Genomic DNA, 24272 nt, shown 5'->3' with positions numbered 1-24272 from the left:
AGATAAATAGGTCATTCGCTTACTAATGGTTCACAAAATAATTAGGCGTGATCCAAATCTTACAAAATCAGTCGTAACTCATGAATATGAGTGACCTAGATCGCAGCAAACTCGTCAAAACAAGTTGTTCGATTTTGACGTAGCTTGTAACTTCATGAAAGTTAAGTTTTTATGGTTTTTGCTGAGTATCATTTTTTGAACTAGATCACTTCCTATTTCTATTTATTTTACGCTTAGAAATAACTGGTTGTATGTTGAATGCAACTGTTAGGCCCCTCGCATTTGAGGAGCCGCGATTTTTATCATTGTCGTTTTGAACCACTGACTTTTTTGGGGAAGTAAGATGTTTAAACCTAGTCTGATTGCTGTTTCTGTTATCACCACATTAGCAGGTTGCTCTGCTCTGCAAAGCTCTGAGCAACAAGCTGTAAATTCACTGGCTAATAACCTTGATATTCAATACCAAGTGTTGACTAACCACGGTGCAAACGAAGGTCTTGCTTGTCAGGATTTAGGGGCTGAGTGGGCTTCTTGTAACAAGGTGAACATGACGCTAGTTAACCAAGGTGAAGCGGTTAACTCTAAAGATTGGGCTATCTACTTCCACAGCATTCGTCTGATTTTGGATGTAGATAATGATCAGTTCAAAATTTCTCGTGTAACGGGTGACCTACACAAACTGGAACCAACAGATAAGTTTGATGGCTTTGCGGCGGGCGAAGAAGTGGTACTTCCACTAATTGGCGAATATTGGCAGTTATTTGAAACCGACTTTATGCCGGGCGCTTTCGTGGCTGCACCAAACGCAGAACCTAAGATGATCGCTTCTCTTAACACAGAAGACGTTGCGTCTTTCGTGACTGGCCTTGAGGGTAACAACCTAAAACGTACGCCAGATGACAACAACGTATTTGCAAACGCTGTGTCTCGCTTCGAGAAGAACGAAGACCTAGCAAAACAAGATGTATCAACCACGTTACTACCAACGCCAATGTCTGTTGAAGCAGGCAAAGGTACAGTAGATATCGCTGCGGGTATTGCGCTGCCTAAAGACGCATTCGATGCGACTCAATTCGCAGCAATTCAAGATCGTGCAGAAGTGGTAGGTGTGGACGTTCGTGGTGATCTTCCTGTAAGCATCACTGTTGTTCCTGCAGACTTCACTGGTGAATTAGCAAAATCTGGTGCTTACGAGATGAGCATCAAAGGCGATGGTATTGTGATTAAAGCGTTTGACCAAGCAGGTGCTTTCTACGCAGTACAATCTATCTTTGGCCTGGTAGATAGCCAAAATGCTGATTCTCTACCACAGCTGTCTATTCAAGATGCACCTCGCTTTGATTATCGTGGTGTGATGGTGGATGTAGCTCGTAACTTCCACTCTAAAGACGCAATTCTTGCAACGCTAGACCAAATGGCAGCGTACAAGATGAACAAACTTCACCTTCACCTAACCGATGATGAAGGCTGGCGTTTGGAAATCCCAGGCCTACCTGAGTTGACAGAGGTTGGCGCTAATCGTTGTTTCGATAAACAAGAGAAAAGCTGCGTACTGCCTCAGCTTGGTTCCGGTCCAACGACAGACAACTTTGGCTCTGGCTACTTCAGTAAAACAGACTACGTGGAAATCTTGAAATACGCGAAAGCGCGTAACATTGAAGTCATTCCCGAAATCGATATGCCAGCGCACGCTCGTGCCGCAGTAGTATCCATGGAAGCTCGTTACGACCGTCTAATGGAAGAAGGTAAGGAAGCTGAAGCGAACGAATACCGCCTGATGGATCCTCAAGATACTTCTAATGTCACTACGGTTCAATTCTACGATAAGCAAAGCTTTATCAACCCGTGTATGGAATCTTCCACTCGCTTCGTAGATAAAGTGATTTCAGAAGTGGCAGCAATGCACGCTGAAGCTGGGGCACCGCTAACGACATGGCACTTTGGTGGTGACGAAGCGAAGAACATCAAGCTAGGCGCAGGCTTCCAAGATGTTAACGCAGAAGACAAAGTAAGCTGGAAGGGCACGATTGATCTGTCGAAACAAGACAAGCCATTCGCGCAATCTCCACAATGTCAGGCGTTAATCGCAGACGGCACAGTGAGCGATTTTGCTCACCTACCGAGTCATTTTGCACAAGAAGTATCAAAATTAGTTGCTGAGAAAGGCATTCCAAACTTCCAAGCATGGCAAGATGGTTTGAAATACAGCGAAGGTGAGAAAGCATTCGCAACAGAAAATACGCGTGTTAACTTCTGGGACGTTCTTTACTGGGGTGGTACATCATCAGTGTACGAGTGGTCTGAGAAAGGTTACGACGTGATCGTTTCTAACCCTGACTATGTGTACATGGACATGCCATACGAAGTTGACCCGAAAGAGCGTGGTTACTACTGGGCAACACGTGCAACCGATACGCGTAAGATGTTTGGCTTTGCACCAGAGAACATGCCTCAGAACGCAGAAACCTCTGTAGACCGCGATGGCAACGGCTTTGCTGGTAAAGGTGAAATCGAAGCGAAACCTTTCTACGGTCTATCAGCACAGCTTTGGTCTGAGACAGTACGTAACGACGAGCAATACGAGTACATGGTATTTCCTCGCGTACTCGCAGCCGCAGAGCGTGCATGGCACCGTGCAGATTGGGAGAATGACTACAAAGTCGGTGTTGAGTACTCGCAAAACTCTAACCTAGTTGATAAAGCATCGCTAAACCAAGACTACAACCGCTTTGCGAACGTACTTGGCCAACGTGAACTGGCTAAGCTAGAAAAATCTGGTATCGACTACCGCCTTCCAATTCCTGGTGCGAAAGTAGAAAACGGCAAGCTAGCTATGAACGTTCAGTTCCCTGGCGTTGAACTGCAATACTCGTTAGACGGTCAAAACTGGCTGACTTACGCAGACAATGCTCGTCCAAGTGTGAAAGGAGAAGTGTTTATCCGCTCTGTATCAGCGACAGGGGAAAGAGCAAGCCGCGTAACTAGCGTGAAATAACCTTAATCTTCTCAGCTAAATTTAAGCAAACCCTCAATGTCATGTTGAGGGTTTCTTTATTTTTATGGGAAATTAAGTGTGACCAATGTCTGATTATTTTTCATTGATAAATAAGTTTTAGCTTGTAATGGTCAGGGTTATTGTGAACTGGATCGACTTAATTTGCTAAATGTCAATAAATTACCTGTTTATGATCACACTTCTATTTTTTGAATCATTATAGAAAAATACGGTAAGTGCCTGTATTTACCATACTTTTATCAGGGTTGTTGAGCGTCGGTTTGAACAAGATCACTTTTTAAAATGTTTTATTTTCCATCGCGAATTAATTGGAACAATATTGCGATCGCCAAAGAGGCACATTCCAAAGTTTGCGATAAAAGGGAAGAGAAGCCCTTTAAAACCGTCGCATAACGTGAATAAATAAAGGCAGTAATTATGAAAAACATTTTTGCACTGAGTGCTCTTTCTCTCGCTTTCGCTTCTAGCGCTTTTGCTGGTTCTTCTTACGTAACAGGTAACGTTCAATTCCACGATGATGGTCGAATCCATGGTTCGGACGTTACGTCTACACTGGAAGCTGGTCATACTTTTGATAACCAATTCGGCGGCTTTACGGTTTACACCGAATTTGATGGTATTCAGTTGGGTAAACTGGAAACAGAAAACGGTGGCGCGGGTAACACAACACCAGCAATCACTGTGGGTGGTGAGCAGTCATTTAACATTACCGATCATTTATGGGTTGCAGCGGGTTACCAACACTTGTTCTCTGCTGGCGAGAACGTACAGTACCGTCCATTGGTTAAGATCGGTTACAACTTCGATAACGGTATCTCGCTAAGTAACCGTACTCGTGCGCATATTGATGCGACAGACGCAGATGCGGATACAGATTACCGTATGGATAACCGTATTGGTTACGTGATGAATGAAGATGTGACGCTAAGCTACAACAACGTCTACATGATTGAAGCGGAAACGATGGACCACGAGCTTCGCGCAACGTGGACACGTAAAGGTGTTCAGCCTTACTTTGAGTTCCGTAGCCAAGCACACGGTGCAGAAAACGCAAGTGGTGATAGCCTAGTTAACAATGCGTTTGTATTTGGTGCCTCTTACGGCTTCTAATCTTATATTTGTCTATTAAGAAAAAGCCCAGCAATTGATTTGCTGGGCTTTCTTGTTATTTGTCGTTGCCTTCGTGGTGGCTATATTCGAACACTTGGCCTTTTTCGTTAAACGCGTAAACAGTGTAGCTGTCTTTTTTATCGCCATACTCCATACCAGGGGAACCCATTGGCATGCCCGGTACCGAGAGCCCTTTTGCGTTACGTGGTGGATTTTCTAAGAATGCTTTAATGTCTTCGGCTGGAATGTGACCTTCGAACACATAACCGTTGATTTCTGCTGTGTGGCAAGAGTAAAGCTGTTCGTTCTTGATGCCTAGATCGCGTTTTATGGCGTTCATGTCATCGTGCAATTTCTCTTCGACCGTAAATCCGTTCTCTTCCATGTGTTTTGTCCATTCACCACAGCAGCCGCAGTATGGCGATTTGTGGTTAATGACATCAGCTGCCAATACGTTGGCGGATGCGGTCGCAAGCATTGCAAAGGTCAATAATTTCAACTTCATAATAGCCTCAAATATAAGTGGTTATTTTACTGAAAAAAGTCGTAGTCGATTTGCATTACTAACGACAGTAATAGATGACAGCGCCATTGCCGCACCTGCGACAACTGGGCTGAGCAAAAATCCAAATGCAGGATAAAGTACGCCTGCGGCAACAGGGATCCCCAGTGAGTTATAAACGAAGGCACCAAATAGGTTTTGCTTCATGTTTTTAAGTGTAGCGCGCGACAGTTCAATCGCATGTACCACCGCCATTGGTGACGTGTTCAGGATGGTCATTTGCGAACTTTCAATGGCGACATCACTGCCGCTACCCATTGCAATACCAAGGTTGGCTAACGCGAGAGCAGGGGCGTCGTTAATGCCATCCCCAACCATTGCCACAACATGGCCTTGGGATTGAAGTTGCTCAATGTGCTGAGCTTTCTCATCTGGCATTACTTGAGCGATTACTTCATCAATACCAAGTTCTTGACCGATAGCGTTGGCTACGTGTTGGTTGTCACCCGTCAGCATTACCGTTTTGATGCCTTGCGATTTTAATGCAGAGAGCGCTTGTTTTGCATCCGATTTGATTGGGTCAGCAATGGAGATCAGGCCGACTAACTCACCATCGAGCGCAACGGCAACCGGAGTCCATGCGTTCTGAGCGCATTCGTCAATTGCATCCTGAAGAGCCTCTGTTGCAACGTTTTCCGCTTGCATAAATTGAAGCGAGCCAATAAGCAGCGGTTTACCTTGATACGTTGCCAAAATGCCGCGTCCGCGAACGTTTTCAAATTTATCGAGAGTCACTTCTTGTGTGTCGTGCTGATTAGCAAAGTCGCATACCGCTTTTGCTAGTGGGTGCTCTGACTGACGCTCGGCGGCGTACGCTAACCCCAACAGCTCTTCTTGGCTGGTGGTGTGAGTAAACACTTGCTGCACACTTGGTTTACCTTGGGTAAGCGTGCCTGTTTTATCGAACACAACCGTATCTATTTTACTCGCTAGCTGCAGGGCATCAGCATCTTTGATCAAAATGCCGAGTTCTGCGGCTTTACCCACTCCCACCGTAACAGAAAGTGGGGTTGCTAAGCCTAGAGCACAAGGGCAGGCGATGATAAGTACGGTTGTGGTGACCACCAGCATATAGCTCGCTTTTGGCTCTGGGCCAACGGCAAACCAAACAAGCGCGGCCAGTATTGCTATGCCTACAACGACAGGGACAAACACCGATGAAATCTGGTCTGCTAATTTCGCGATGGCAGGCTTACTGCTCTGAGCGCTGCGCACCATACGAATAATACGTGCGAGCATCGTATTTGCGCCGATTCCGGTGGCTTCTATAGTAAGAGATCCGTCGGTATTCAATGTCCCTGCGGATACATGTGCCTCTTGTGCTTTTAATACAGGAACGGGTTCACCAGTTAGCATGGACTCATCGATATACGATTCACCATTGATTACCGTACCGTCGACGGGCACTTTCTCTCCCGGCTTGATACGTAACTTCATTCCTAGAGTGATTTCTTCTACCGCGATTTGTTTATCACCTTTCTCAGTGATGACGGTCGCTTGTTGAGGCTGTAAGTTCACCAAAGCCTGAAGCGAGCGAGTTGTATTTGCTTTCGCTTTGGCTTCTATATAGTGGCCAAGTGAAATCAAACCAATGATCATCGCGCTGGCTTCGAAGTAAACATGACGAGATGCCATTGGGAACCAATCTGGGAAAATCACCACAAGCATAGAATAGAACCACGCTGCGCCAGTACCGAGCGCAACTAAGGTATCCATCGTGGCGCGCTTGTGAGTGGCCGCTAACCAAGCGTTACTAAAGAACTGCTTTCCGGCAGTGGCAAGCAGCAGCAAACACACAATACCGATCGCGCCCCAAACCAATTGGTCATTGGTGTTGCGAATCATCATGTTGCCACCAGCAACACCCCAAATCATCAAAGGGGCACCCACAACAAGGCCAGCAATTGCATCCAACTTAAAATGTTTTTGCTGTTGACGTTGTTGCTGCGCTTGCTTTTCTTGCTGTGTCGCGGCGTCTTGTAAAACCTCGCCTTGGTAACCCGCTTGTTTGACAGATTGCAAAATAGATTGATGTAACGAATCTGAGTCTTCAGTCACAAACACCAGTGCGCTTTGTTCTGCGAGGTTTACCTGAGCTTTTTCAACCCCTTGTACATTAGTAAGGGCTTTTTCTACTGATGCGACACAGCTTGCACAGGTCATACCTTGAATCAACATCTGTAGTTGAGCCGTGCCTGCTGGTTGCTCGTCAGGCGCTGCTTGGTCGCCTTTTTCGCTTTGATGTGTCTGGCTTTGGCGTTGATCGGGAGTGATTGCCTTGTGCTCTTCAGCAACTGAGTTATCAGTAACAGCGCTATTGTTGGCCGTATAGCCCAAGCTGGCAACTAGCTCAATGACTTGTTGCTCGGAGAGTAGGGTACGAATCTCTAAGTGCGTTGTTGAAGCCTCGAAAGAAATAACGTCTTGATGAGAGTCTAATAAAGACGAGAGTTTTTTCACACAGCCGCCACAGCTTAAGCCTGAAAGGTTTAACTCGTACTGATTTCCTGCTTGGTAACCAAGAGATTCAATTGATGAAACAAGCTCTTTAAGCGAGGACTCGGTTTTGACCTCTACTTGCGTTGGGGACAAAGTGAGGATCTCTACATCGTGATTCGCATGTAAAGCACTCTCAACTTTTCTCGCACAGCCCATGCAGTTGAGCCCTGATAAAGGTATAACAAACTGATACATAATCTGCACCTCAATAATAGTGATACATTGAGCTTAAACCTTCCTGCAAGGGTAAGGTCAATACCCATTTTGGGCTCACAACAATTTCGTCAAAATCGCTTGAATCACACAAGTTCACCGCCATTTTACTTGCGAGTGATCTCAAGGTTTTTTCTCTCTGAATATAAAGTTCCGTTAAAACACCTAAAAGATGAATGAAGTCGCTCACGCTTTTGAGATGCTCTCAATGTCAGTTCAGTGTCAAAAAGTGCTTTTAACGTTTTTGATTTTTTATATTTAAATTTAAGTTTTTGATTTTTAATTGATTATATTATTTTTGATCTTCTCATTTTGAAGTCGCTCAGATTGCTGTAGGGAAAGTTTTTTAGTGCGAAAAAAGTTTGTCATATTTGCCCCGTCCAAACATTGTTTCAAGTTCCTGCCATGTCCTAGTTAGCGAATTTGAAAATGGAAAAAACTAAAAAATATAGGGGTTAAAAATGTCTTACCTAAAGAAAAGCCTACTTGCTACGGCAATCACAGGCATGATGTTCAGTGGTGCTGCATTTGCTGATGGTGCAAACAGTGACGCAGCAAAAGAGTTCCTAACCAAAGATTCATTCTCTTATGAAGTTTACGGGATCATCGCGATGCAGGCCGCGTACCGCGATTACGATTCTGGCAACAAAGCAACGGACGATGATCTAGGTGGCATGCAGCTAAACAACGAATCTCGCATCGGTTTCCGCGGTAAAAAACAATTTGCTAACTTCGGTCCTACTTTTATTTGGCAAATCGAAGGTGGTTACGTTGACCCTAGCTTTGGCGGCGAGGGTGCAGGTCTTGGTGAACGTGACACATTCGTCGGTTTTGAAAGTGCATCTTGGGGCCAAGTTCGTTTAGGTCGAGTATTAACACCGATGTACGAATTGGTTGACTGGCCTGCATCTAACCCAGGTCTCGGTGATGTTTACGACTGGGGTGGTGCAATCGGTGGTGCTAAGTATCAAGACCGTCAATCAAACACCATTCGTTGGGACTCGCCAATGTATGCGGACAAATTCTCTCTAGATATCGCGGCAGGTGCAGGTGACAAAGCGGGTCTGGGTGAAGGTGATGACTACTGGGGTGGTATCGCAGCGCACTACAAAATTGGTCCAATTCAGTTAGATGCCGCATACGAGGGTAACCGTAACATTAAGATGGAAGGCCAAACGTGGGAAAACAACACATACTTGGTGGGTGCTCAAGGCTGGTTTGATAACGGTATTTCTTTCTTCGCGCAATACAAATACATGGAAGCTGACGCAAGCAACGGCGTGAGTGAGAAGCAAGACGCAATGTCTGCCGCTATCATGTACACCACTGGTGATTGGCAATACAAACTGGCTTACGCAGCGAACTTTGATCTAGAGCGTGATGGTAAGACCATTAACGATACAGCAGACGATGTACTATCTGCACAAGTTATGTACTTCGTAGACCCATCGGCAGTGCTTTACGTACGTGCTCGTACTCTAGACTTTGGCGACGGTGCATATCAACTGGATAAACCAACAGAAGCGCGTTGGAAATCTGCGGACTACGATGAGTTCTCTGTGGGTGTTGAATACTACTTCTAATAAAGAAGCAGCTAAAAGGGCGGAAACGCCCTTTTTGTCTTGATACTGATTCAAATAAGCCTTTGGAATGACTGGCCTGTAAGTTTTAGAGGCTTATCTAAATTGGTATAAAGTGAGAAACCACGATGAAAAAAACAACGACACTTCTCGGACTTTGCGCAATGCTTTCTGCGCCTGCTTTTGCTGCTCAACTGACTCTGCAAGCTGAACTGGTTCCTCGCGTTCTCAACGGTGAGTTCGTGTACCCTGAGTGGATTTCCAAAAATAACAGCATCGAGCTGAAGGACGGGGAAAATCAGTTGGCGGTGACGGTTGGACAAATTGTCTTTGAAGATGGCAAGCGCCGTAAGTTCGATTCGCAGCCACTGGTATTAGAGTTTGAAGCAGAAAAAGACGCCGAACTATCGCTGACTTACAAAGCGTTCCGTACCATCGAAGAAGCGAAAGCTTTTGAACTCGATCCAAAAGTGGTATTGAAAGACAAACACGGAAAAGAAGTGGCATTCTCTATGGTTCAACTTCGTAAAGGTGGCTTGCAAGGTTTTCGTGATTACGAGCGAGAAGTGGCTGACTATAACAATGCAATGAACAAAGAATCGACCAAGGCAAGCATTGCGTCTTCTCCGGCGGAAACCAAAACAATCAAAGCATCGTTTAATGAGTTAAGCCGTGAGGAGCAGCAAGAATTTATGCAATGGGCGATGCGTAACCTGAAGTAATTTCGTTCTGCACTTTAACAGTAAATAGGAGGGCAGTACCTTTATTGGTGCTGCCCTGTTTGTATTTCTGGTGTCAAACCGATTGTAGAATTGACTTACGGTGGTAAAATGTCGCCACTTTTATCCTTGACATTACAACGAGAGATCTCTCGTTGCTCATTACCCCTAAGGAACTCAAATGACGGTTAAAACTCGTTTTGCTCCTAGCCCAACTGGCTATCTACACGTTGGTGGTGCGCGTACTGCACTTTACTCTTGGCTATACGCTAAAAACCAAGGTGGTGAATTCGTTCTACGTATCGAAGATACAGACCTTGAGCGTAACTCTCAGGAAGCGGTTGATGCAATTCTTGAAGGCATGGAATGGCTAGGCTTGGAGTGGGATGAAGGTCCTTACTACCAAACTCAACGTTTTGACCGTTACAACGAAATGGTTGATAAGCTGTTGGCAGAAGGCAAAGCTTACAAATGTTACGCGTCTAAAGAGCTGCTAGATGAAATCCGTGCAGAGCAAGAAGCAAACAAAGAAATGCCTCGTTACGATGCGAACCATCCAAAAATCAAAGCGGCAAACGAAGCGGCAAAAGACGGCGACCCATGTGTTATCCGTTTCCGTAACCCAAAAGAGGGCAGCGTAGTATTTGATGACCAAATTCGTGGCCGTATCGAAATCCGCAACGATCAAATGGATGACCTAATCATTCGTCGTACTGACGGTTCACCTACTTACAACTTCTGTGTAGTAGTGGATGACTGGGACATGGGTATCACTCACGTTGTTCGTGGTGAAGACCACATCAACAATACGCCTCGTCAAATCAACATCTACGAAGCACTAGGTGCGCCAGTACCAACGTTTGCGCACTGTGCAATGATCTTAGGTGATGACGGTGCGAAACTGTCTAAGCGTCATGGTGCAGTATCAGTCATGCAATACCGCGATATGGGTTACTTGCCTGCAGCACTAAACAACTACCTAGTGCGCCTAGGTTGGTCTCATGGCGACCAAGAAATCTTCTCTCAAGAAGAGATGATCAACCTATTCAGCCTAAACGCAGTATCTAAGTCAGCGTCTGCCTTCAATACGGACAAACTGCAATGGTTGAACAACCATTACATCAAAAATTCAGATCCTGCGTACGTTGCAGAGCACCTACAATGGCACCTAGATCAACAAAAACTAGACGTAACGAATGGTCCTGCTATCACTGACGTGATCAAGCTAGTGGGTGAGCGTTGCAACACGCTGGTTGAGCTAGCTGAGCAAATCCGTTACTTCTACGAAGATTTCTCTGAGTTTGAAGCGGGCGCAGCGAAGAAACACTTACGCGGTGTGGCTAAAGAGCCTCTAGAGCTTGCTCTAGCGAAAGCTGAAGCACTGACCGAGTGGACAACAGCAAACATCAAAGATGGCGTTATCGCAGCAGTCTGTGAAGAGCTAGAAATTGGCATGGGCAAAATCGGTATGCCATTACGTGTTGCTGTAACAGGCGGCGGTCAGTCTCCTTCTGTAGATGCAGTAATGGAACTGGTTGGCAAAGAGCGTTGTGTTGCTCGTATTAAGATGGCGCTTGAGTTCATTGCTGAGCGTGAAGCAAACGCATAATTGCTTTGAACTAAACGTTCTTTTGAATAAATAGTCACAAAGCCGCGGTAAACACCCGCGGCTTTTTTGTATCTGAATCCTAGATAATGAGAAACCTTCTCATATGTCGGTGAAGGATGTGGTATTTAGGACCGTAATTCACCTAGGTATAGATAAGATTTTTTAATCCAAATATCTTTGTCATGAATAAAAAGTGAACGGTTATATATCAAATATATGTCTTATTTTTATCCATGATCCTTAAAGTTCCCTTTTTGTTGTCTCATTTTTAAGAAAAAACTTTGCTTAAGTTGTAGTGTTCCAGAAAATAAAGCAAACGTTTGCGGCGTGATTGTGTGGGGATTTTTTTGCTTAAGATCACATGTTGTTGAGATTTTTGATGACAATAAATTGACAGAATTGGGATTTTTCTCGCGATTTCTTAGCGTTATAGTTCACCCCGTCAGTGATACCGAGATGGCGATATGTATCACTGAACAGGAAATGTACGTAAGTAGCTTCCATAAAAAAAATGCATGTGCATAAAAAGAAGCTGACTAAGTATCTCACTCAAGGAATGAATAAAAAGAATTGAAATACAACGTCAGTCAGACGGCGCATTTCGGCATCTAACAAAAGAACTTCTTTAGAGGAATCAATAATGAAAAAATTAGCAGCGGTAATTTCAGCGTCTCTACTTATGGCTTCAGCAGCACAAGCAGAAGTATACGTTGGTGGTAAGATGGGTAAGTCATGGATGGAAGACGCGTGTGTAGCGGGCCAGGCTTGTGACAAAGACGACTCTACTCTTGGCGCTTTTGTTGGTTACGAAATGAATAAATACTTCGCAGTAGAAGCAGGTTTCGACAACATCGGTGATTTTAACCAAACTTCTTTCGGTGGCCATGTAGAAGCAATCACTCTTGCACCTAAATTCAGCCTACCAATCACTGAAGACATCGCACTTTACGGTAAAGTGGGTGGCGCTTACGTAATGTTTGATGGCAAAGATGATTACTCTTACCTAGGCGCAGCTGGCCTTGAGTTCAACCTAAGCCAAAACGTAACTGCTCGTGCGGAATACCAAACTCTGACTGATATCAGCAACGATGTAACTCGTGCGACAGGTAACACAGCAACACTGGGTGTTTCTTTCAAATTCGGCGGCAACGATGAGCCAGTAATCGTAGAAGAGCCAGTTGTTGTTGAAGAAGTGGTTGTAGAAGAAGTGGTAGAAGAGCCAGTAGTTGTAACGAAAACATTCGAAACTCAAACAATCGGCACTGGTAGCTTCGATCTAAACAGCACAACTCTAAAACCAGAGAGCGCTGCAAAACTTGATAACCTAGTTGCTTTCCTAAACGAGCACCCACAAGCGAACGTTGAAGTTGTAGGTTACACAGATACTTCTGGCCCAGCAGCTTACAACCTAAAAGTTTCTGAGAAACGCGCTGAGTCTGTAGCTAACGCACTCGTTGAAAAAGGCATTGATTCATCACGTATTCAAGCGCGTGGCGAAGGTGAAAACAACCCAATCGCTTCAAACGACACTCGTGAAGGTCGTCAGCAAAACCGTCGCGTAGAAATCGTTGTTCCAGAATTTGAATACCAAGTTCAGCAATAAGCTTCTATCCGACCGTAGTATAGAAGACTAAAGCTGAAAGCCCCAAAGAGTTCGCTCTTTGGGGCTTTTTCATTTCTATTTGAAACGGACTGAAAAGTTAAAAACGGTAAACATCACTTGAGGTCAATGCTGTTTAAGCGCCCCATGAATGTTAGGATTTCCAAGTTGTCTTTATGTGCTTCTAACAACGCTTTTTTGGTTTGCATGTAGGCGGCAAGCTTGCCGTATTTACTAATAGAGCGAACCACCGTTTTGTATTTGTAGTCACCGTCATCATTGAACTCTCGCCACTTAGCGATGTAACACGTATCTCGGTTATCTGGGTTTTCAAGAGTGGGGTTAGGCTTGTGAACAATTTTTGGCTCAACGCTGTGTGGGAGTCTGGTCATGAGGTAAGGATCCTTCAAAAGACGTCGCCAAAATTTGCCCCACATTTGCCGGCCTAATTCGTTTCTCAGCTTAATGGCTTTTTGTAAGCCTTTCTTTTCTCCAATACGAACAAACCCAACCGAGCGGTGCAATACCGTGTCCTCGGGGGTATGGATATGAATCTTAAAGGCAGTCTTGCCTTTAGAAATAAAGCGGTGTCCAGTGTTAGTTATTAAATTGCTCTTAGACATAGTGCTAACTAATAATTTTATTAATAGCTAAAAGGGTAAGCAAAACTCATAGATAATTAAAGTAATAAAATACAAAACTGTAAATAGGGCTTGTTGAAATGATTTCAAGGGGAAGAGATCGGATCAGTAAAAGGTTTTATCTCGTCGAGTAAAGGAGCGAGGCGATCATATTGATTACTGAGGAAATTGTTTCACACGTTACTTGGAAACGCTCTGTGAAGCTCGAAATAGTGGATACAAAAAAGCCTTAGCTCAAGTGGGAGCTAAGGCTATGATATGGCGCCCCCAGTAGGATTCGAACCTACGACCTGTCCCTTAGGAGGGGACTGCGCTATCCAGCTGTGCCATGGGGGCGTAATACCAATAGTTGCAGTTCATTGAACCGTTTTACTGAATGCAAACCTAGCAACTTTGTTTAGGTCTTTATCAGTATCACTTTGAACGACTCACTACGGTCATTGGTATAATCAAATAAGATGCGCTGCCTATGATATTCAAAAGTGAGCATATCTCAAGACTTAATGTTTGCTTTTATAGGATCTTGTTCATTACGTCGCCAATTTGAACACTAGACGCTAAATTTGGCTGATCAATCGTCAGCTCGGCTTCGTGTTCGTATATACGTGATACCGTCAATGTAATTTCACTTTGCGATACTTTATTTCTTGGTAATCCGTTTTGGTCGATAAATGATGCGGTGTGCCAAAGTTGCAATTTGTCTCCCTCTTTTACGCCATGCATACGGCCGAGATCCATCGTTACCGTATTGCCGAAGACTGCGATGACCTCTGGCAGCGTAATTTTGCAAGACAGCTCTGACTCTAGATCCAGCATTATATTGCGACTAACGCGTAGCATCATCTCGCCATAGGTCGACGCCCAAAAGCGCGCACTGCGAGTATCCACTTGGCTCGTTTTGGCAAATGGCCAACGCGCCACTTCACGGTAGGCTTTGTTGAAGACTTCATGGCCAGTTTTACCATCAAATACTTTCATCTCTAACGCAAACTGACGATTGATGATGTCATCTTGCAGTAGTTGAGATTCGACCGTCGCAGTGAGATCGGTAATGACTCCCCCAATGATGTATTGTGCGCCGTTGTCTTGCGCGATCATTTGAGTACGAGCGGGATAGTTACTGCTAATTGAATAGTCCGTTGTACCCACAGACACAAAGCTGCGAGAGGTTTGATCCAGCTGGCGATTCACCACGCGGCTAAAATCGTCACCCACTTGGTAAATCTGTCCCATCACCGCTTGTTGTGGTGAGGCAACCTCAATATTGCCGACAAGGATCGTCTTTTTGTATTGATCGGTGTGGCAACCCGTTGCCGATGGATAAATATCGACGCGAATTTTTACCTCGACTTTACCTCGACGTTTACGCTCAGACTCGACCAAAATGTAACGGACTTCATGGTTGGTAAACTGGTACTCGTTACGGCTTTCCTCTAACAGCGGCATCAAATTGCTAATACTGCCAATATCTGCGCCCGAAAAATTGACGGCTTTGAACAGCGCGTCTTCCAACGCATGGAGCCTTGCCGTCTCTTCTGAAGAAACGATAGTGGCAACGCCTGTTACTTCATACCAAGATGCCATTACTTTAAAAGGCACAAGCATCACTAAAGTGATTAAAAACAGACTGTTTAATATTTTTTTCATTGATTACAACCGTTCGGGTATAAATATTGCTTTAACAATTTCAGTGAAGTTTGGTGGATTTTTCTTCGTTAGGCAAACAAAGAAAAGCAAAGACTGTTCCAATATTCACTTTCTTAGAAAGGAATTAATCAAGAACGGTATCACCTAAGATTATCTGGAGAATCAAACCATGAAAAAGTGGCTTGTCGCCGCATCGATGATGACGCTTCTGACATCGTGCGCGTACTCACCGATTTACAATGGTAAAGAACCGTACTCGGGAAGCCAGTTCATGCTTATGGATAGTCCACGTCATACGATGGACTTTTTCATTGAAAGCATGACCGAAGACCTGATGGTTTCTAATGTGGCGGTATCTGCGCGGACACCGATTGCGATTACCTCGTTTGTTGATCTACAAAATATGGATGCAACAAACTGGTTAGGTAACTCGGTCTCGGAAGGTTTTATCCATCAGTTCCAGCGCCGAGGGTTTAAAGTGGTTGATTTCAAAACTACGGGCTCTATCCAAGTGACGCAGCAGGGCGATTTTGCTTTAAGCCGTGATTGGCAAGATCTGGCGCAAGAGCAACAAATTCAGTATGTACTGACTGGCACGATGCTGCGCCAAGAGGGCGGGGTGCTGGTCAATGCACGTGTGGTCGGTATGCAGAGCCGTGTGGTTGTAGCAACGGCGCAGGGTTTCCTTCCGGCTGACCGTATTGGTCGTGACTTAGATACGTTAAACAGTATCCGTACGCAAGATGGCGTGTTGATTCGCTCAGACCCAACCATTCGTCAGCCGTACACTGTGATTCTGCGTCCATAGGATAGAAGCATGAAGAAGTTATTATTTATTGTTGCCACACTGATATTGGTGGGGTGTCAGCCATTACAACAGATGCGTCAAGATGAAATCTTAGTGGCAGTGGGTTACGCCAGTGTCAGTGAGCAAACAGGCCGCACAGTAGAAGAGAAGCGTGTACGAGCGATGCGTGCATCAAAAATTGATGCGTACCGTGAACTGGCAGAACAAGTGTATGGTATGCGTGTTAGTGGACGTGCAGAACTGCAAGACCAGCGTTTAGGTATTGAGAGCACTACAGGCGCGGTTGATGGTGTGATTCGCGGTGCAGAAGTTGTGCGTAGTTATCTTGTTGAAGACAGTTACGTGACAGAGCTGCGTCTGGATATTCGTAAAATGGATAAGCTACGTGATTACGGAGAAGTTCAACAGGTGCCTGAGAAGCGTCAACAAACCTTGTTCTAATGCACTAAGCGCATTACTTCAGAAGACCAGATAATCTTTCCCGCGGCTGATTGGCAACAATGAGTCGCTTTTTTATATCTACATTCTAGAGATGGTGGGGCAGGAGTGACGTTTAGGCTTTTATATTGGTGCCAAGTGTCGAAATAGTATGGGTTTTGCCACCGGCATTGTAGGTCATGCCCACTTTGCCATGAGTTCGCTGAAGCATGTTATTGAGTTTATTGAAACTCAGCTGTGCGCGACTAAGCGATTCACCATTTACTTTGTTGACTTGTTGACAGTCGAGGACGATCGATTGGATTTGAGCAACAACCTGACTTAGGTGCTCATCTTCAGTAAGTTGATTGACGTGCGGGTGAGAGGCGATTCGCTGATCAGTCGTTCTAAGCTGATCAATGAGTGTCATCTTCTGTTTGGCAATATTCTCAATCTCGGTAGAGACACGCGCAGTTATCGCTTGTGTTTCTTGACGCAAAACAGCAGAAAGTGCCTTAGCATTTTCTAGTTGGAAATTGACGAGATCGACTAATGCTGCCATAAAATACTTACCTTCGGCCTAAGTCAGTTAGCTTTTGCCTTGCAATTCGTTTTCAAACTTAATCATGTTGTCGGCCAATTTTTCAGGATCGACTTTGTATGAACCGTTTGTGATTGCTTCTTTGATTGCCGCCACTTTGGCGCTGTCATAGGCCGGAGAAGCTGCCATATCTTTTTGGAGTTTGCTAACGGCTTTGCTTTGCTGGCTGAGTGATACAGCGTCTTGTTGTGCGGGTGCTTTTTTCGATTCAGTCGTGCTGGTAGCATTGGAATCGTTACGCGCAGGTGCACGACTTGTCGTCGTCATCATTTGCCCTGAACGTATATTATCTATACCTGCCATGTTTAACCTTTGCCTTGTATCGTAATACTGGTATCCAGACTATCGACCAGTGCAAAAATAACTTTAGTCATTTTTTGCATTTTTATTGATCAGTTTAAACACGCTACCAGTGGGTATTAAAAATTAACAGTGATTTCCGCAATGCCAGTCACTATGCCTTCTATTATACGCTGTGACTTATCATTTTTCACTCTTACTTGATCGCCAGCCGCACCATCTTGCAATGCTGTGCCTTGAGTGGTGATTGTCATGCCAGAATTCACCGCTTTAATTGTGACCTTTTCATTCCGGCAAACGACACAGACATCATTACGCTCAACAACATCACCTAAGCGAACGTTGCGTTTTAGCTTTGCGCCAACCACTTGATCGTAGTTAGAAAAGCCATCTTTGCGAAAGCGCTGCAGCTCGATCATGGAAGTGGTGACATCCGACGCGCTGACGATTTCTCCTCTCCCTAGCGTTCGTGTTGCGACGATCATTGGCACCGATACAGAGATCCGTACAGGCACATAGACTTTCCAGTCATCCGGTGGGCATTCCACTAGAACATTGATGTTGCTTCGAGTACTGCTGGTGGAAGAAGCTGACGTATCTAGGGGCACTGGGCAATCCGTCGCTTTTATTCTCGAGTCGATATCTGCCGCATTAACAGATAGCTCGCCACCATCAGGCTGATCAACTGTAGCAAGAATATGTTGTTCTGCTGCCGTTTTTATTTGCTCGATCTGATTATCTGAAGCTGAATGAACAAAAAAGCTAAACATACTGAGCAAAATGCCGATAGACTTAGCGTACTTTGTAATTAGCGCTCTACATATTGTCATAGTCAATGGTGTCGAAGTGAAAGTGAAATACGCCATACTGTCTCCCTGGTATCGTGCTTGCCAGTGGTAGAGTATCATTTAAAAACAAAAAGTTTGAGATGGAGATGAGCATATGACGGGGATTCTTGACTCGGTGAATCAGCGTACGCAACTCGTCGGTCAGAACCGATTGGAATTATTGACCTTTCGACTGATGGGCCGACAGCGCTACGGCATTAACGTATTCAAAGTGAAAGAAGTACTGCAGTGCCCTAAGCTGACTTCAATGCCAAATCTACACCCGCTGGTAAAAGGTATCGCTCATATCCGCGGCCATACCGTGTCCGTTATTGATTTGAGCCTGGCAATTGGTGGCCGCCCAACCACTGATCTGGATAAATGTTTTGTTGTTATCGCAGAATTTAACCGTACGATCCAAGCATTTTTGGTATCATCGGTTGAGCGTATTATCAATATGCATTGGGAAGCGATTTTGCCACCGCCAGACGGTGCGGGTAAAGCGCACTACTTGACCGCAGTGACAAACATCGACAACGAGCTGGTTGAAATCCTTGACGTTGAAAAAATCCTGGCGGAGATTGCGCCGGTTGATGAAACGATGGATTCCGCTATCGGTGAAGAAATCGCGCAAGCAGAACAAGAAAAGCCTATTGTACGCCGTATATTGATTGCTGATGACTCGACTGTCGCGCGTAAACAGGTAGAGCGTGCGATTACATCAATCGGTTTCGAGGTCGTATCTGTCAAAGATGGCAAAGAAGCGTACAATAAGTTGATTGAAATGGCTCAAGAAGGCAATATCTACGATCAAATTTCGTTGGTTATTTCCGATATTGAAATGCCAGAAATGGACGGCTATACCTTAACGGCTGAAATTCGCAGACATGCCGATTTGAAAGACCTTTATGTTATCCTCCATTCTTCATTAAGTGGTGTATTCAACCAGGCTATGGTTGAGCGTGTAGGTGCCAATACCTTCATTGCGAAATTTAACCCAGATGAATTGGGTAACGCGGTTAAATCTGCATTAACACAATAAAAGAGACATTAATGACTGCTATTACAATCAGTGATCAAGAGTATCGTGACTTTAGCCGTTTTCTAGAATCGCAATGTGGCATCGTGTTAGGTGATAGCAAGCAATACCTTGTGCGTAGCCGACTGAGTCCTTTAGTGACGAAGTTTAAGCTCGCATCGTTATCAGATTTGCTACGTGATGTTGTTACAGGGCGCAATCGTGAATTACGAGTGGCCGCTGTGGACGCGATGACGACTAACGAAACCTTGTGGTTTCGAGATACTTATCCGTTCACAGTTTTAGCTGACAAATTATTGCCAGAAGTAGCGGCAAGCAAGCGCCCAATCAAGATCTGGTCTGCAGCCAGTTCATCGGGCCAAGAGCCGTATTCTATTGCAATGACGATTCTGGAAACGCAACAGCGCAAGCCGGGTTTGTTACCAAACGTGTCTATTACAGCAACAGACATTTCAGCAAGTATGCTCGAGATGTGTCGTGCAGGTGTGTATGACAATTTGGCTCTAGGGCGCGGACTTTCACCAGAACGTCGCCGCACCTTCTTTGAGAATGCGGACGGTGGCCGTATGAAAGTCAAAGACAACGTCAAACGTTTGGTGAACTTTCGTCCACAAAACTTGATGGACAGTTATGCACTGATGGGTAAGTTCGACATTATTTTTTGTCGCAACGTGCTGATTTACTTCTCACCGGAAATGAAATCAAAAGTGCTTAACCAAATGGCGAGCAGCTTAAACCCAGGTGGTTATCTGCTGTTAGGGGCATCAGAGTCGCTAACTGGTCTGACTGATAAATTTGAAATGGTGCGCTGTAACCCGGGTATCATTTACAAGCTTAAATAGCGGTATCTCTTCATTGATAAAAAGCCTGACCTAGTGTCAGGCTTTTTTTGTTTGCTGGTTTCCTGCCTTCGAGTGTTTCCACGTTTTCACTTGCTAAATTGAAGCGCGATTTTGCTTTGTTCCCTCATCACGGTGTATCTTTAATTAAGTGAACAAAGTGAAACGACATGACATTCCAGTCACTTTGGCTCACTTATTGCTATTCCAATGGGTGATAGCTATTAAGTAGATAGAGCGCTTTATGTTTTTGGCATGCTAATTGCTTTTTGGTTATCAATCACGGTCAGTTCTTAATTGTAGAGGCAAACATGGCTATATCTTTTGACAATGCACTAGGCATCCACCAGCACACGGTGGGCGTACGTGAGCGCAATGCTGAGGTGATTTCCACCAACATTGCACAAGCCAACACGCCTGGTTACAAAGCAAGAGGTTTAGACTTTGCGAAGGAATTGCAAGCGGCAACATCTGGGGCAAGCATTGGTCTTAGTCGTACGGATGGTCGGCATATTCCTGCCACTACAACGTTGGTCGGGGACAAGCTATATCGTCTTCCTACGCAACCTGATACGGGTGATGGCAACACGGTAGACTTGGATTTAGAGCGTAACTTGTTTATGCAAAACCAAATCAGACACCAAGCATCACTCGACTTTCTAGGCAGCAAATTCAAGAACTTAACCAAAGCAATCAAAGGGGAATAATTTAGATGAGCTTATTTAACGTTTTCAATGTGACAGGTTCCGCAATGAGCGCTGAATCCGTTCGTCTGAACACTACCTCAAGCAACTTGGCGAACGCCGACAGTGTCAGCAGCTCTGCGAAAGACACTTATAAAGCGCGCCATGCTGTGTTTGGTGCTGAGTTAAGTAACGCCATGCGTGGCGGTGATACGGTGCCAGTGAAAGTGATGGGTATTGTAGAAAGCGATAAACCGCTGAGTGCGGAGTACAACCCAGACCATCCCCTTGCAAACGAAGAAGGCTACATCTACAAGCCGAACGTGAATGTAATGGAAGAAATGGCGAACATGATTTCAGCTTCTCGCGCATACCAAACTAATGTGCAAGTAGCTGATTCTAGTAAACAAATGCTGCTGCGTACGCTGCAGATGGGTCAATAAGGATAAGGAGGTAGCGTATGGCCGGAATTAACAACGTTGGTCAAAGCGGCTTGTCCTATATCGACCAGCTTAAAAGTCTACAAGAGAGCAACAAGAAGACGGAAGAGAGCACGGGTAAGCAAGACCTAAAACAGGAAGACTTCTTATCATTGCTCACGAAGCAATTGTCTCAACAGGACCCTTTTAAGCCGGTAAGTAATGACCAGATGATTGCGCAAATGGCTTCATTTGCGACCGTTGATGGCATTGGCAAGATGAACACTCAGTTTGAGAGTTTGAACTCGTCAATGACATCAAACCAAGCGTTACAAGCTTCCTCTTTGGTAGGGCGTGACGTATTGGTCCCAGGAGCGGCAGGTGTGAAGCAGGACGACGCGCCAATGGCGGCAATGGTTAAGCTTTCACAATCTATCGATAATCTGTTTGTTCGTGTAGAGGATGAAGCTGGCCAACTGGTTCGTACTTTTGAGGTAGGGGCGAAACCAGCCGGCGACACGCGTGTGCTTTGGGACGGTAAAGATGAAAGCGGAAATCCACTGCCTGCTGGCAAATACAAAGTGAAAGCGTCTGGCTTAGTTGAGGGGGAGTCGCAAGAGTTCCCAGTATCGACATACGCCAACGTAAACAGCGTATTGCTCGGCAAAGGTGACGGAAACGTATTACTCAATCTGGCTGGTTTTGAATCGCCAGTTCGACTTGCAGAAGTTTTGGAAGTCGGCAAAGCGTAGTCATAGCTCGCTAGATTAGGAGATTTTGGAATGTCATATGTATCTTTAAGCGGTTTGTCCGCCGCCCAACTGGATTTGAACACCACCAGTAACAACATTGCGAACGCCAACACGTACGGCTTTAAAGAGTCCCGTGCTGAGTTTGCTGATGTTTACTCTAACTCTTTATTTACTAACGCAAAAACCACACCGGGTGGTGGTGCGCAAGCAAGCCAAGTGGCGCAGCAGTTCCATGAAGGCTCAAGCATTTACACCAACAACCCAATGGATTTGCGTGTTTCGGGTACAGGTTTCTTCGCCGTGGCGAAGGAGCGTCTGACTCCACAACAGAATGAACTGACACGTAATGGTGCATTCCATTTAAATAAAGAAAACTACATGGTGACCGCGAACGATGAGTTCTTATTAGGTTACCAAGTGGATCCAAGCTCTGGTGAGGTTTCTTCATACGAGCCACAACCTATCAATATTCCTGCTGAATTTGGTAAGCCAAAGCAAACAGCAAACATTGAAGTGGGCGTGAACTTGCCAGCAAACGGCGATTTGAAAGATCCAACTCAGTTTGATTTTTCAGACCCAGATACATACAACCGTTCAACCTCTTCGACTATTTATGACTCGATGGGTCAGTCTTACAAGCTAACGACGTACTACTTGAAAGATCAGACTCAGCCAAACACGTGGAACACTTACTACACAGTGACAGATAAAGAAGGTGAAAAGCCTTTAAATGTTGCGGCAGGTGATGCACAAACGCCAACAGGCCATGTGGGTCATACCATGAAGTTCAACAACGATGGGACGTTGGCGAGCTTGAACAATGGTCAGCCAATTACGTCTGTGGCACTGGGCGATCCGGCGACGAACACGACACCAGTCGATATGAATGGTGCCGATCCTGCGCAGACGCTTAACTTCGGTTTAGGCTCGGCAACACAGTTTGCTGCTCCGTTCGAACTGACCAAGTTCGATGAAGACGGTGCAACAACGGGCTTCCTAACCAAGGTTGACTTCGATGAAAACGGCAGCGTAATGGGGACTTACTCAAACGGTGAAAACGTCACATTGGGTCGTGTCGCGCTAGTACGTGTTCCAAACGAGCAAGGTCTGGATAAGAAGGGCGGTACGCAATGGGATTCAACTCAGTTCTCTGGTGACAAGATTTGGGGTGAATCTAACAAAGGCTCTTTCGGCACCATCAACAACGGTATGCTGGAACAGTCAAACATTGATATGACGCAGGAGCTGGTGGACCTGATTTCTGCTCAGCGTAACTTCCAAGCAAACTCACGTTCGCTAGAAGTGCACAACCAGCTACAACAAAATATCCTGCAGATCCGATAATCTGCATCATCAAGTTAGGCGAGCTTTCGCCGCTTGGCTTGATAACATCATGACATTCATCTGATGCTTAGCCTGAAAATACCTCAGTTCAGGTTAAGCATGCTTTGATCTCTGATTTGCCGCCGTTGCCGCCATGTGGATCAAAACCTTGCCCCTTGTTGCAGTTTTCTGCCACTGAAACCCCTCTTAATCTTTTCTTTCTTATTTAAATGTTTGATAAATAAGCTCATTTTATGTTGGCATAACTATTGCTTTTACTCCGTGTACAGAGAAGTTTTTGGAGTAATTTATGGATCGCGCACTGTTTCTCGCAATGAGTGGGGCCAAGCAAAATATGCAGGCACTACAATTGCGTGCTAATAACTTGGCTAACGTAAGCACGACAGGGTTTCGTGCGGATTTAGCACAGGCTCGCTCAATGCAGGCTTATGGTGAAGGCCATCCTTCACGTGTGTTCAGCATGACAGAGCGTCCAGGGCATAACTTTGCTCAAGGTAGCGTGATTACAACAGGGCGTGATCTGGATGTGACGATTGAAGGCAGCGGCTGGATATCAGTACTCGATCACACGGGTAAAGAAGGGTTGACCCGTAACGGTAACCTAAAAGTTGATCAAAATGGCATGCTTACTAACGCAAGTGGCCATTTGGTGCTAGGTGAAAATGATGCGCCGATTACTTTGCCTATTCCTCTCTCCAAAATTGAAATCGGTCGAGATGGCACCATCTCTGTGCTTCCTCAGGGTGCCCCGGCGGAAGAATTCCAAGCGGTTGATCGCATCAAGCTTGTTAAGCCTAATGATCAAAGCTTATTTAAAGACACCAATGGCTTATTTCGCCATAAAACTCCAAACCAACCTTACGAAGCAGACGCGACTGTTAGCCTCCAGACAGGAGCGATTGAAGGCAGTAACGTGAATGCCGTAGGTGAAATGACCGCATTGATTGACTTACAGCGTCAGTTTGAAATGCAAGTCAAGATGATGAGCACTGCTGAAGAGATGGATAAATCTTCAGATTCACTGCTTCGTATGAGTTAACAGAGTTA

22 protein-coding genes and 1 tRNA gene are annotated in these 24272 nt (G+C 45.1%); 15 read left to right on the top strand and 8 right to left on the bottom strand.

Translation table 11 applies throughout. The annotated features are described in order from the left end of the window. Positions 1-343 precede the first annotated feature (343 nt). Positions 344-2995 carry a beta-N-acetylhexosaminidase gene (locus tag VEA_RS13215; RefSeq protein ID WP_006743036.1) on the top strand — a complete coding sequence of 884 codons (2652 nt, stop codon included), beginning with the start codon at positions 344-346 and terminating at the stop codon, positions 2993-2995. 438 nt (positions 2996-3433) lie between these two features. Continuing rightward, positions 3434-4126, top strand: coding sequence for an oligogalacturonate-specific porin KdgM family protein (locus VEA_RS13210; RefSeq protein WP_005382004.1), 693 nt, complete (start codon positions 3434-3436; stop codon positions 4124-4126). 55 nt (positions 4127-4181) lie between these two features. Here VEA_RS13210 and VEA_RS13205 read toward each other — a convergent pair whose 3' ends face one another. After that, positions 4182-4631, bottom strand: coding sequence for a DUF411 domain-containing protein (locus VEA_RS13205; RefSeq protein WP_012842060.1), 450 nt, complete (start codon positions 4629-4631; stop codon positions 4182-4184). A gap of 21 nt (positions 4632-4652) precedes the next feature. Next, positions 4653-7382 carry a heavy metal translocating P-type ATPase gene (locus VEA_RS13200; protein ID WP_006743035.1) on the bottom strand — a complete coding sequence of 910 codons (2730 nt, stop codon included), beginning with the start codon at positions 7380-7382 and terminating at the stop codon, positions 4653-4655. A gap of 479 nt (positions 7383-7861) precedes the next feature. On the opposite strand from VEA_RS13200, the gene chiP reads away from it, so the two are divergent. The 4 genes from chiP to VEA_RS13180 all read left to right on the top strand — a co-directional run bounded on the left by chiP (position 7862) and on the right by VEA_RS13180 (position 12911). Further along, positions 7862-8983, top strand: a complete 1122-nt coding sequence (gene chiP, locus VEA_RS13195; protein WP_006743034.1) for a chitoporin — start codon at positions 7862-7864, stop codon at positions 8981-8983. Between the two features lie 125 nt (positions 8984-9108). Continuing rightward, the gene (locus tag VEA_RS13190) at positions 9109-9702 is read left to right on the top strand and encodes a YccT family protein (protein ID WP_012842058.1); all 594 of its coding nucleotides are present in this window, start codon (positions 9109-9111) and stop codon (positions 9700-9702) included. 178 nt (positions 9703-9880) lie between these two features. Beyond that, positions 9881-11308: a glutamate--tRNA ligase gene (gene gltX, locus VEA_RS13185; protein ID WP_005393148.1), complete on the top strand. Its 1428-nt coding sequence runs from the start codon at positions 9881-9883 to the stop codon at positions 11306-11308. Positions 11309-11948: 640 nt separating this feature from the next. Further along, positions 11949-12911 (top strand): OmpA family protein, encoded by a 963-nt coding sequence (locus tag VEA_RS13180; protein ID WP_006743033.1) that lies wholly within the window; start codon positions 11949-11951, stop codon positions 12909-12911. Between the two features lie 113 nt (positions 12912-13024). Here VEA_RS13180 and VEA_RS13175 read toward each other — a convergent pair whose 3' ends face one another. From VEA_RS13175 to VEA_RS13165, 3 genes are all read right to left on the bottom strand, one after another. Then, the gene (locus VEA_RS13175; protein WP_031780328.1) at positions 13025-13531 is read right to left on the bottom strand and encodes a hypothetical protein; all 507 of its coding nucleotides are present in this window, start codon (positions 13529-13531) and stop codon (positions 13025-13027) included. A gap of 277 nt (positions 13532-13808) precedes the next feature. Beyond that, positions 13809-13885: transfer RNA gene (locus VEA_RS13170), tRNA-Arg, on the bottom strand. A gap of 177 nt (positions 13886-14062) precedes the next feature. After that, positions 14063-15196, bottom strand: coding sequence for a flagellar assembly protein FlgT (locus tag VEA_RS13165; RefSeq protein WP_006743032.1), 1134 nt, complete (start codon positions 15194-15196; stop codon positions 14063-14065). Between the two features lie 169 nt (positions 15197-15365). On the opposite strand from VEA_RS13165, the gene VEA_RS13160 reads away from it, so the two are divergent. Then, positions 15366-16004: a FlgO family outer membrane protein gene (locus VEA_RS13160; protein ID WP_005382013.1), complete on the top strand. Its 639-nt coding sequence runs from the start codon at positions 15366-15368 to the stop codon at positions 16002-16004. A 9-nt stretch (positions 16005-16013) separates the two neighbouring features. Next, complete coding sequence (gene flgP / locus VEA_RS13155) at positions 16014-16445, top strand: flagellar assembly lipoprotein FlgP (protein ID WP_005382014.1); 432 nt, start codon at positions 16014-16016, stop codon at positions 16443-16445. A gap of 112 nt (positions 16446-16557) precedes the next feature. Here flgP and VEA_RS13150 read toward each other — a convergent pair whose 3' ends face one another. The 3 genes from VEA_RS13150 to flgA all read right to left on the bottom strand — a co-directional run bounded on the left by VEA_RS13150 (position 16558) and on the right by flgA (position 18188). Further along, positions 16558-16983, bottom strand: a complete 426-nt coding sequence (locus VEA_RS13150) for a flagella synthesis protein FlgN (RefSeq protein ID WP_012842057.1) — start codon at positions 16981-16983, stop codon at positions 16558-16560. 27 nt (positions 16984-17010) lie between these two features. Beyond that, positions 17011-17325: a flagellar biosynthesis anti-sigma factor FlgM gene (gene flgM, locus VEA_RS13145; protein WP_005382018.1), complete on the bottom strand. Its 315-nt coding sequence runs from the start codon at positions 17323-17325 to the stop codon at positions 17011-17013. Between the two features lie 116 nt (positions 17326-17441). Beyond that, complete coding sequence (gene flgA / locus VEA_RS13140; RefSeq protein WP_005393139.1) at positions 17442-18188, bottom strand: flagellar basal body P-ring formation chaperone FlgA; 747 nt, start codon at positions 18186-18188, stop codon at positions 17442-17444. 76 nt (positions 18189-18264) lie between these two features. Between flgA and VEA_RS13135 the strand changes: the two genes are divergently transcribed. The 7 genes from VEA_RS13135 (at position 18265) to flgF (ending at position 24264) form a co-directional block, all read left to right on the top strand. Then, entirely contained in the window at positions 18265-19191 is a 927-nt protein-coding gene (locus VEA_RS13135; protein WP_005382022.1) for a chemotaxis protein CheV, read from the top strand. Positions 19192-19202: 11 nt separating this feature from the next. Next, positions 19203-20030: a CheR family methyltransferase gene (locus VEA_RS13130; RefSeq protein WP_005382024.1), complete on the top strand. Its 828-nt coding sequence runs from the start codon at positions 19203-19205 to the stop codon at positions 20028-20030. A gap of 308 nt (positions 20031-20338) precedes the next feature. Continuing rightward, positions 20339-20734, top strand: a complete 396-nt coding sequence (gene flgB / locus VEA_RS13125) for a flagellar basal body rod protein FlgB (protein WP_005382026.1) — start codon at positions 20339-20341, stop codon at positions 20732-20734. Between the two features lie 5 nt (positions 20735-20739). Continuing rightward, complete coding sequence (gene flgC, locus VEA_RS13120; RefSeq protein ID WP_005393132.1) at positions 20740-21153, top strand: flagellar basal body rod protein FlgC; 414 nt, start codon at positions 20740-20742, stop codon at positions 21151-21153. Positions 21154-21170: 17 nt separating this feature from the next. Beyond that, the gene (gene flgD / locus VEA_RS13115; RefSeq protein ID WP_005393125.1) at positions 21171-21881 is read left to right on the top strand and encodes a flagellar hook assembly protein FlgD; all 711 of its coding nucleotides are present in this window, start codon (positions 21171-21173) and stop codon (positions 21879-21881) included. Positions 21882-21911: 30 nt separating this feature from the next. Continuing rightward, on the top strand, positions 21912-23225 hold the full coding sequence (gene flgE / locus VEA_RS13110; protein ID WP_005393123.1) for a flagellar hook protein FlgE: 1314 nt from the start codon (positions 21912-21914) through the stop codon (positions 23223-23225). A gap of 289 nt (positions 23226-23514) precedes the next feature. Then, entirely contained in the window at positions 23515-24264 is a 750-nt protein-coding gene (flgF, locus tag VEA_RS13105; RefSeq protein WP_005382031.1) for a flagellar basal-body rod protein FlgF, read from the top strand. The last annotated feature ends 8 nt before the right edge of the window (positions 24265-24272 follow it).

The sequence above is a fragment of the Vibrio antiquarius genome, from assembly GCF_000024825.1.
GTDB lineage: Bacteria > Pseudomonadota > Gammaproteobacteria > Enterobacterales > Vibrionaceae > Vibrio > Vibrio diabolicus.
The sequence above is the reverse complement of the archived record's forward strand: the minus strand, read 5'-3'. Positions and strand labels throughout refer to the sequence as shown.

Coding starts and splice junctions, on each gene's coding strand:
- VEA_RS13215 (WP_006743036.1), top strand. CDS start 344: ATGTTTAAACCTAGTCTGATTGCTGTTTCTGTTATCACCACATTAGCA.
- VEA_RS13210 (WP_005382004.1), top strand. CDS start 3,434: ATGAAAAACATTTTTGCACTGAGTGCTCTTTCTCTCGCTTTCGCTTCT.
- VEA_RS13205 (WP_012842060.1), bottom strand. CDS start 4,631: ATGAAGTTGAAATTATTGACCTTTGCAATGCTTGCGACCGCATCCGCC.
- VEA_RS13200 (WP_006743035.1), bottom strand. CDS start 7,382: ATGTATCAGTTTGTTATACCTTTATCAGGGCTCAACTGCATGGGCTGT.
- chiP (WP_006743034.1), top strand. CDS start 7,862: ATGTCTTACCTAAAGAAAAGCCTACTTGCTACGGCAATCACAGGCATG.
- VEA_RS13190 (WP_012842058.1), top strand. CDS start 9,109: ATGAAAAAAACAACGACACTTCTCGGACTTTGCGCAATGCTTTCTGCG.
- gltX (WP_005393148.1), top strand. CDS start 9,881: ATGACGGTTAAAACTCGTTTTGCTCCTAGCCCAACTGGCTATCTACAC.
- VEA_RS13180 (WP_006743033.1), top strand. CDS start 11,949: ATGAAAAAATTAGCAGCGGTAATTTCAGCGTCTCTACTTATGGCTTCA.
- VEA_RS13175 (WP_031780328.1), bottom strand. CDS start 13,531: ATGTCTAAGAGCAATTTAATAACTAACACTGGACACCGCTTTATTTCT.
- VEA_RS13165 (WP_006743032.1), bottom strand. CDS start 15,196: ATGAAAAAAATATTAAACAGTCTGTTTTTAATCACTTTAGTGATGCTT.
- VEA_RS13160 (WP_005382013.1), top strand. CDS start 15,366: ATGAAAAAGTGGCTTGTCGCCGCATCGATGATGACGCTTCTGACATCG.
- flgP (WP_005382014.1), top strand. CDS start 16,014: ATGAAGAAGTTATTATTTATTGTTGCCACACTGATATTGGTGGGGTGT.
- VEA_RS13150 (WP_012842057.1), bottom strand. CDS start 16,983: ATGGCAGCATTAGTCGATCTCGTCAATTTCCAACTAGAAAATGCTAAG.
- flgM (WP_005382018.1), bottom strand. CDS start 17,325: ATGGCAGGTATAGATAATATACGTTCAGGGCAAATGATGACGACGACA.
- flgA (WP_005393139.1), bottom strand. CDS start 18,188: ATGGCGTATTTCACTTTCACTTCGACACCATTGACTATGACAATATGT.
- VEA_RS13135 (WP_005382022.1), top strand. CDS start 18,265: ATGACGGGGATTCTTGACTCGGTGAATCAGCGTACGCAACTCGTCGGT.
- VEA_RS13130 (WP_005382024.1), top strand. CDS start 19,203: ATGACTGCTATTACAATCAGTGATCAAGAGTATCGTGACTTTAGCCGT.
- flgB (WP_005382026.1), top strand. CDS start 20,339: ATGGCTATATCTTTTGACAATGCACTAGGCATCCACCAGCACACGGTG.
- flgC (WP_005393132.1), top strand. CDS start 20,740: ATGAGCTTATTTAACGTTTTCAATGTGACAGGTTCCGCAATGAGCGCT.
- flgD (WP_005393125.1), top strand. CDS start 21,171: ATGGCCGGAATTAACAACGTTGGTCAAAGCGGCTTGTCCTATATCGAC.
- flgE (WP_005393123.1), top strand. CDS start 21,912: ATGTCATATGTATCTTTAAGCGGTTTGTCCGCCGCCCAACTGGATTTG.
- flgF (WP_005382031.1), top strand. CDS start 23,515: ATGGATCGCGCACTGTTTCTCGCAATGAGTGGGGCCAAGCAAAATATG.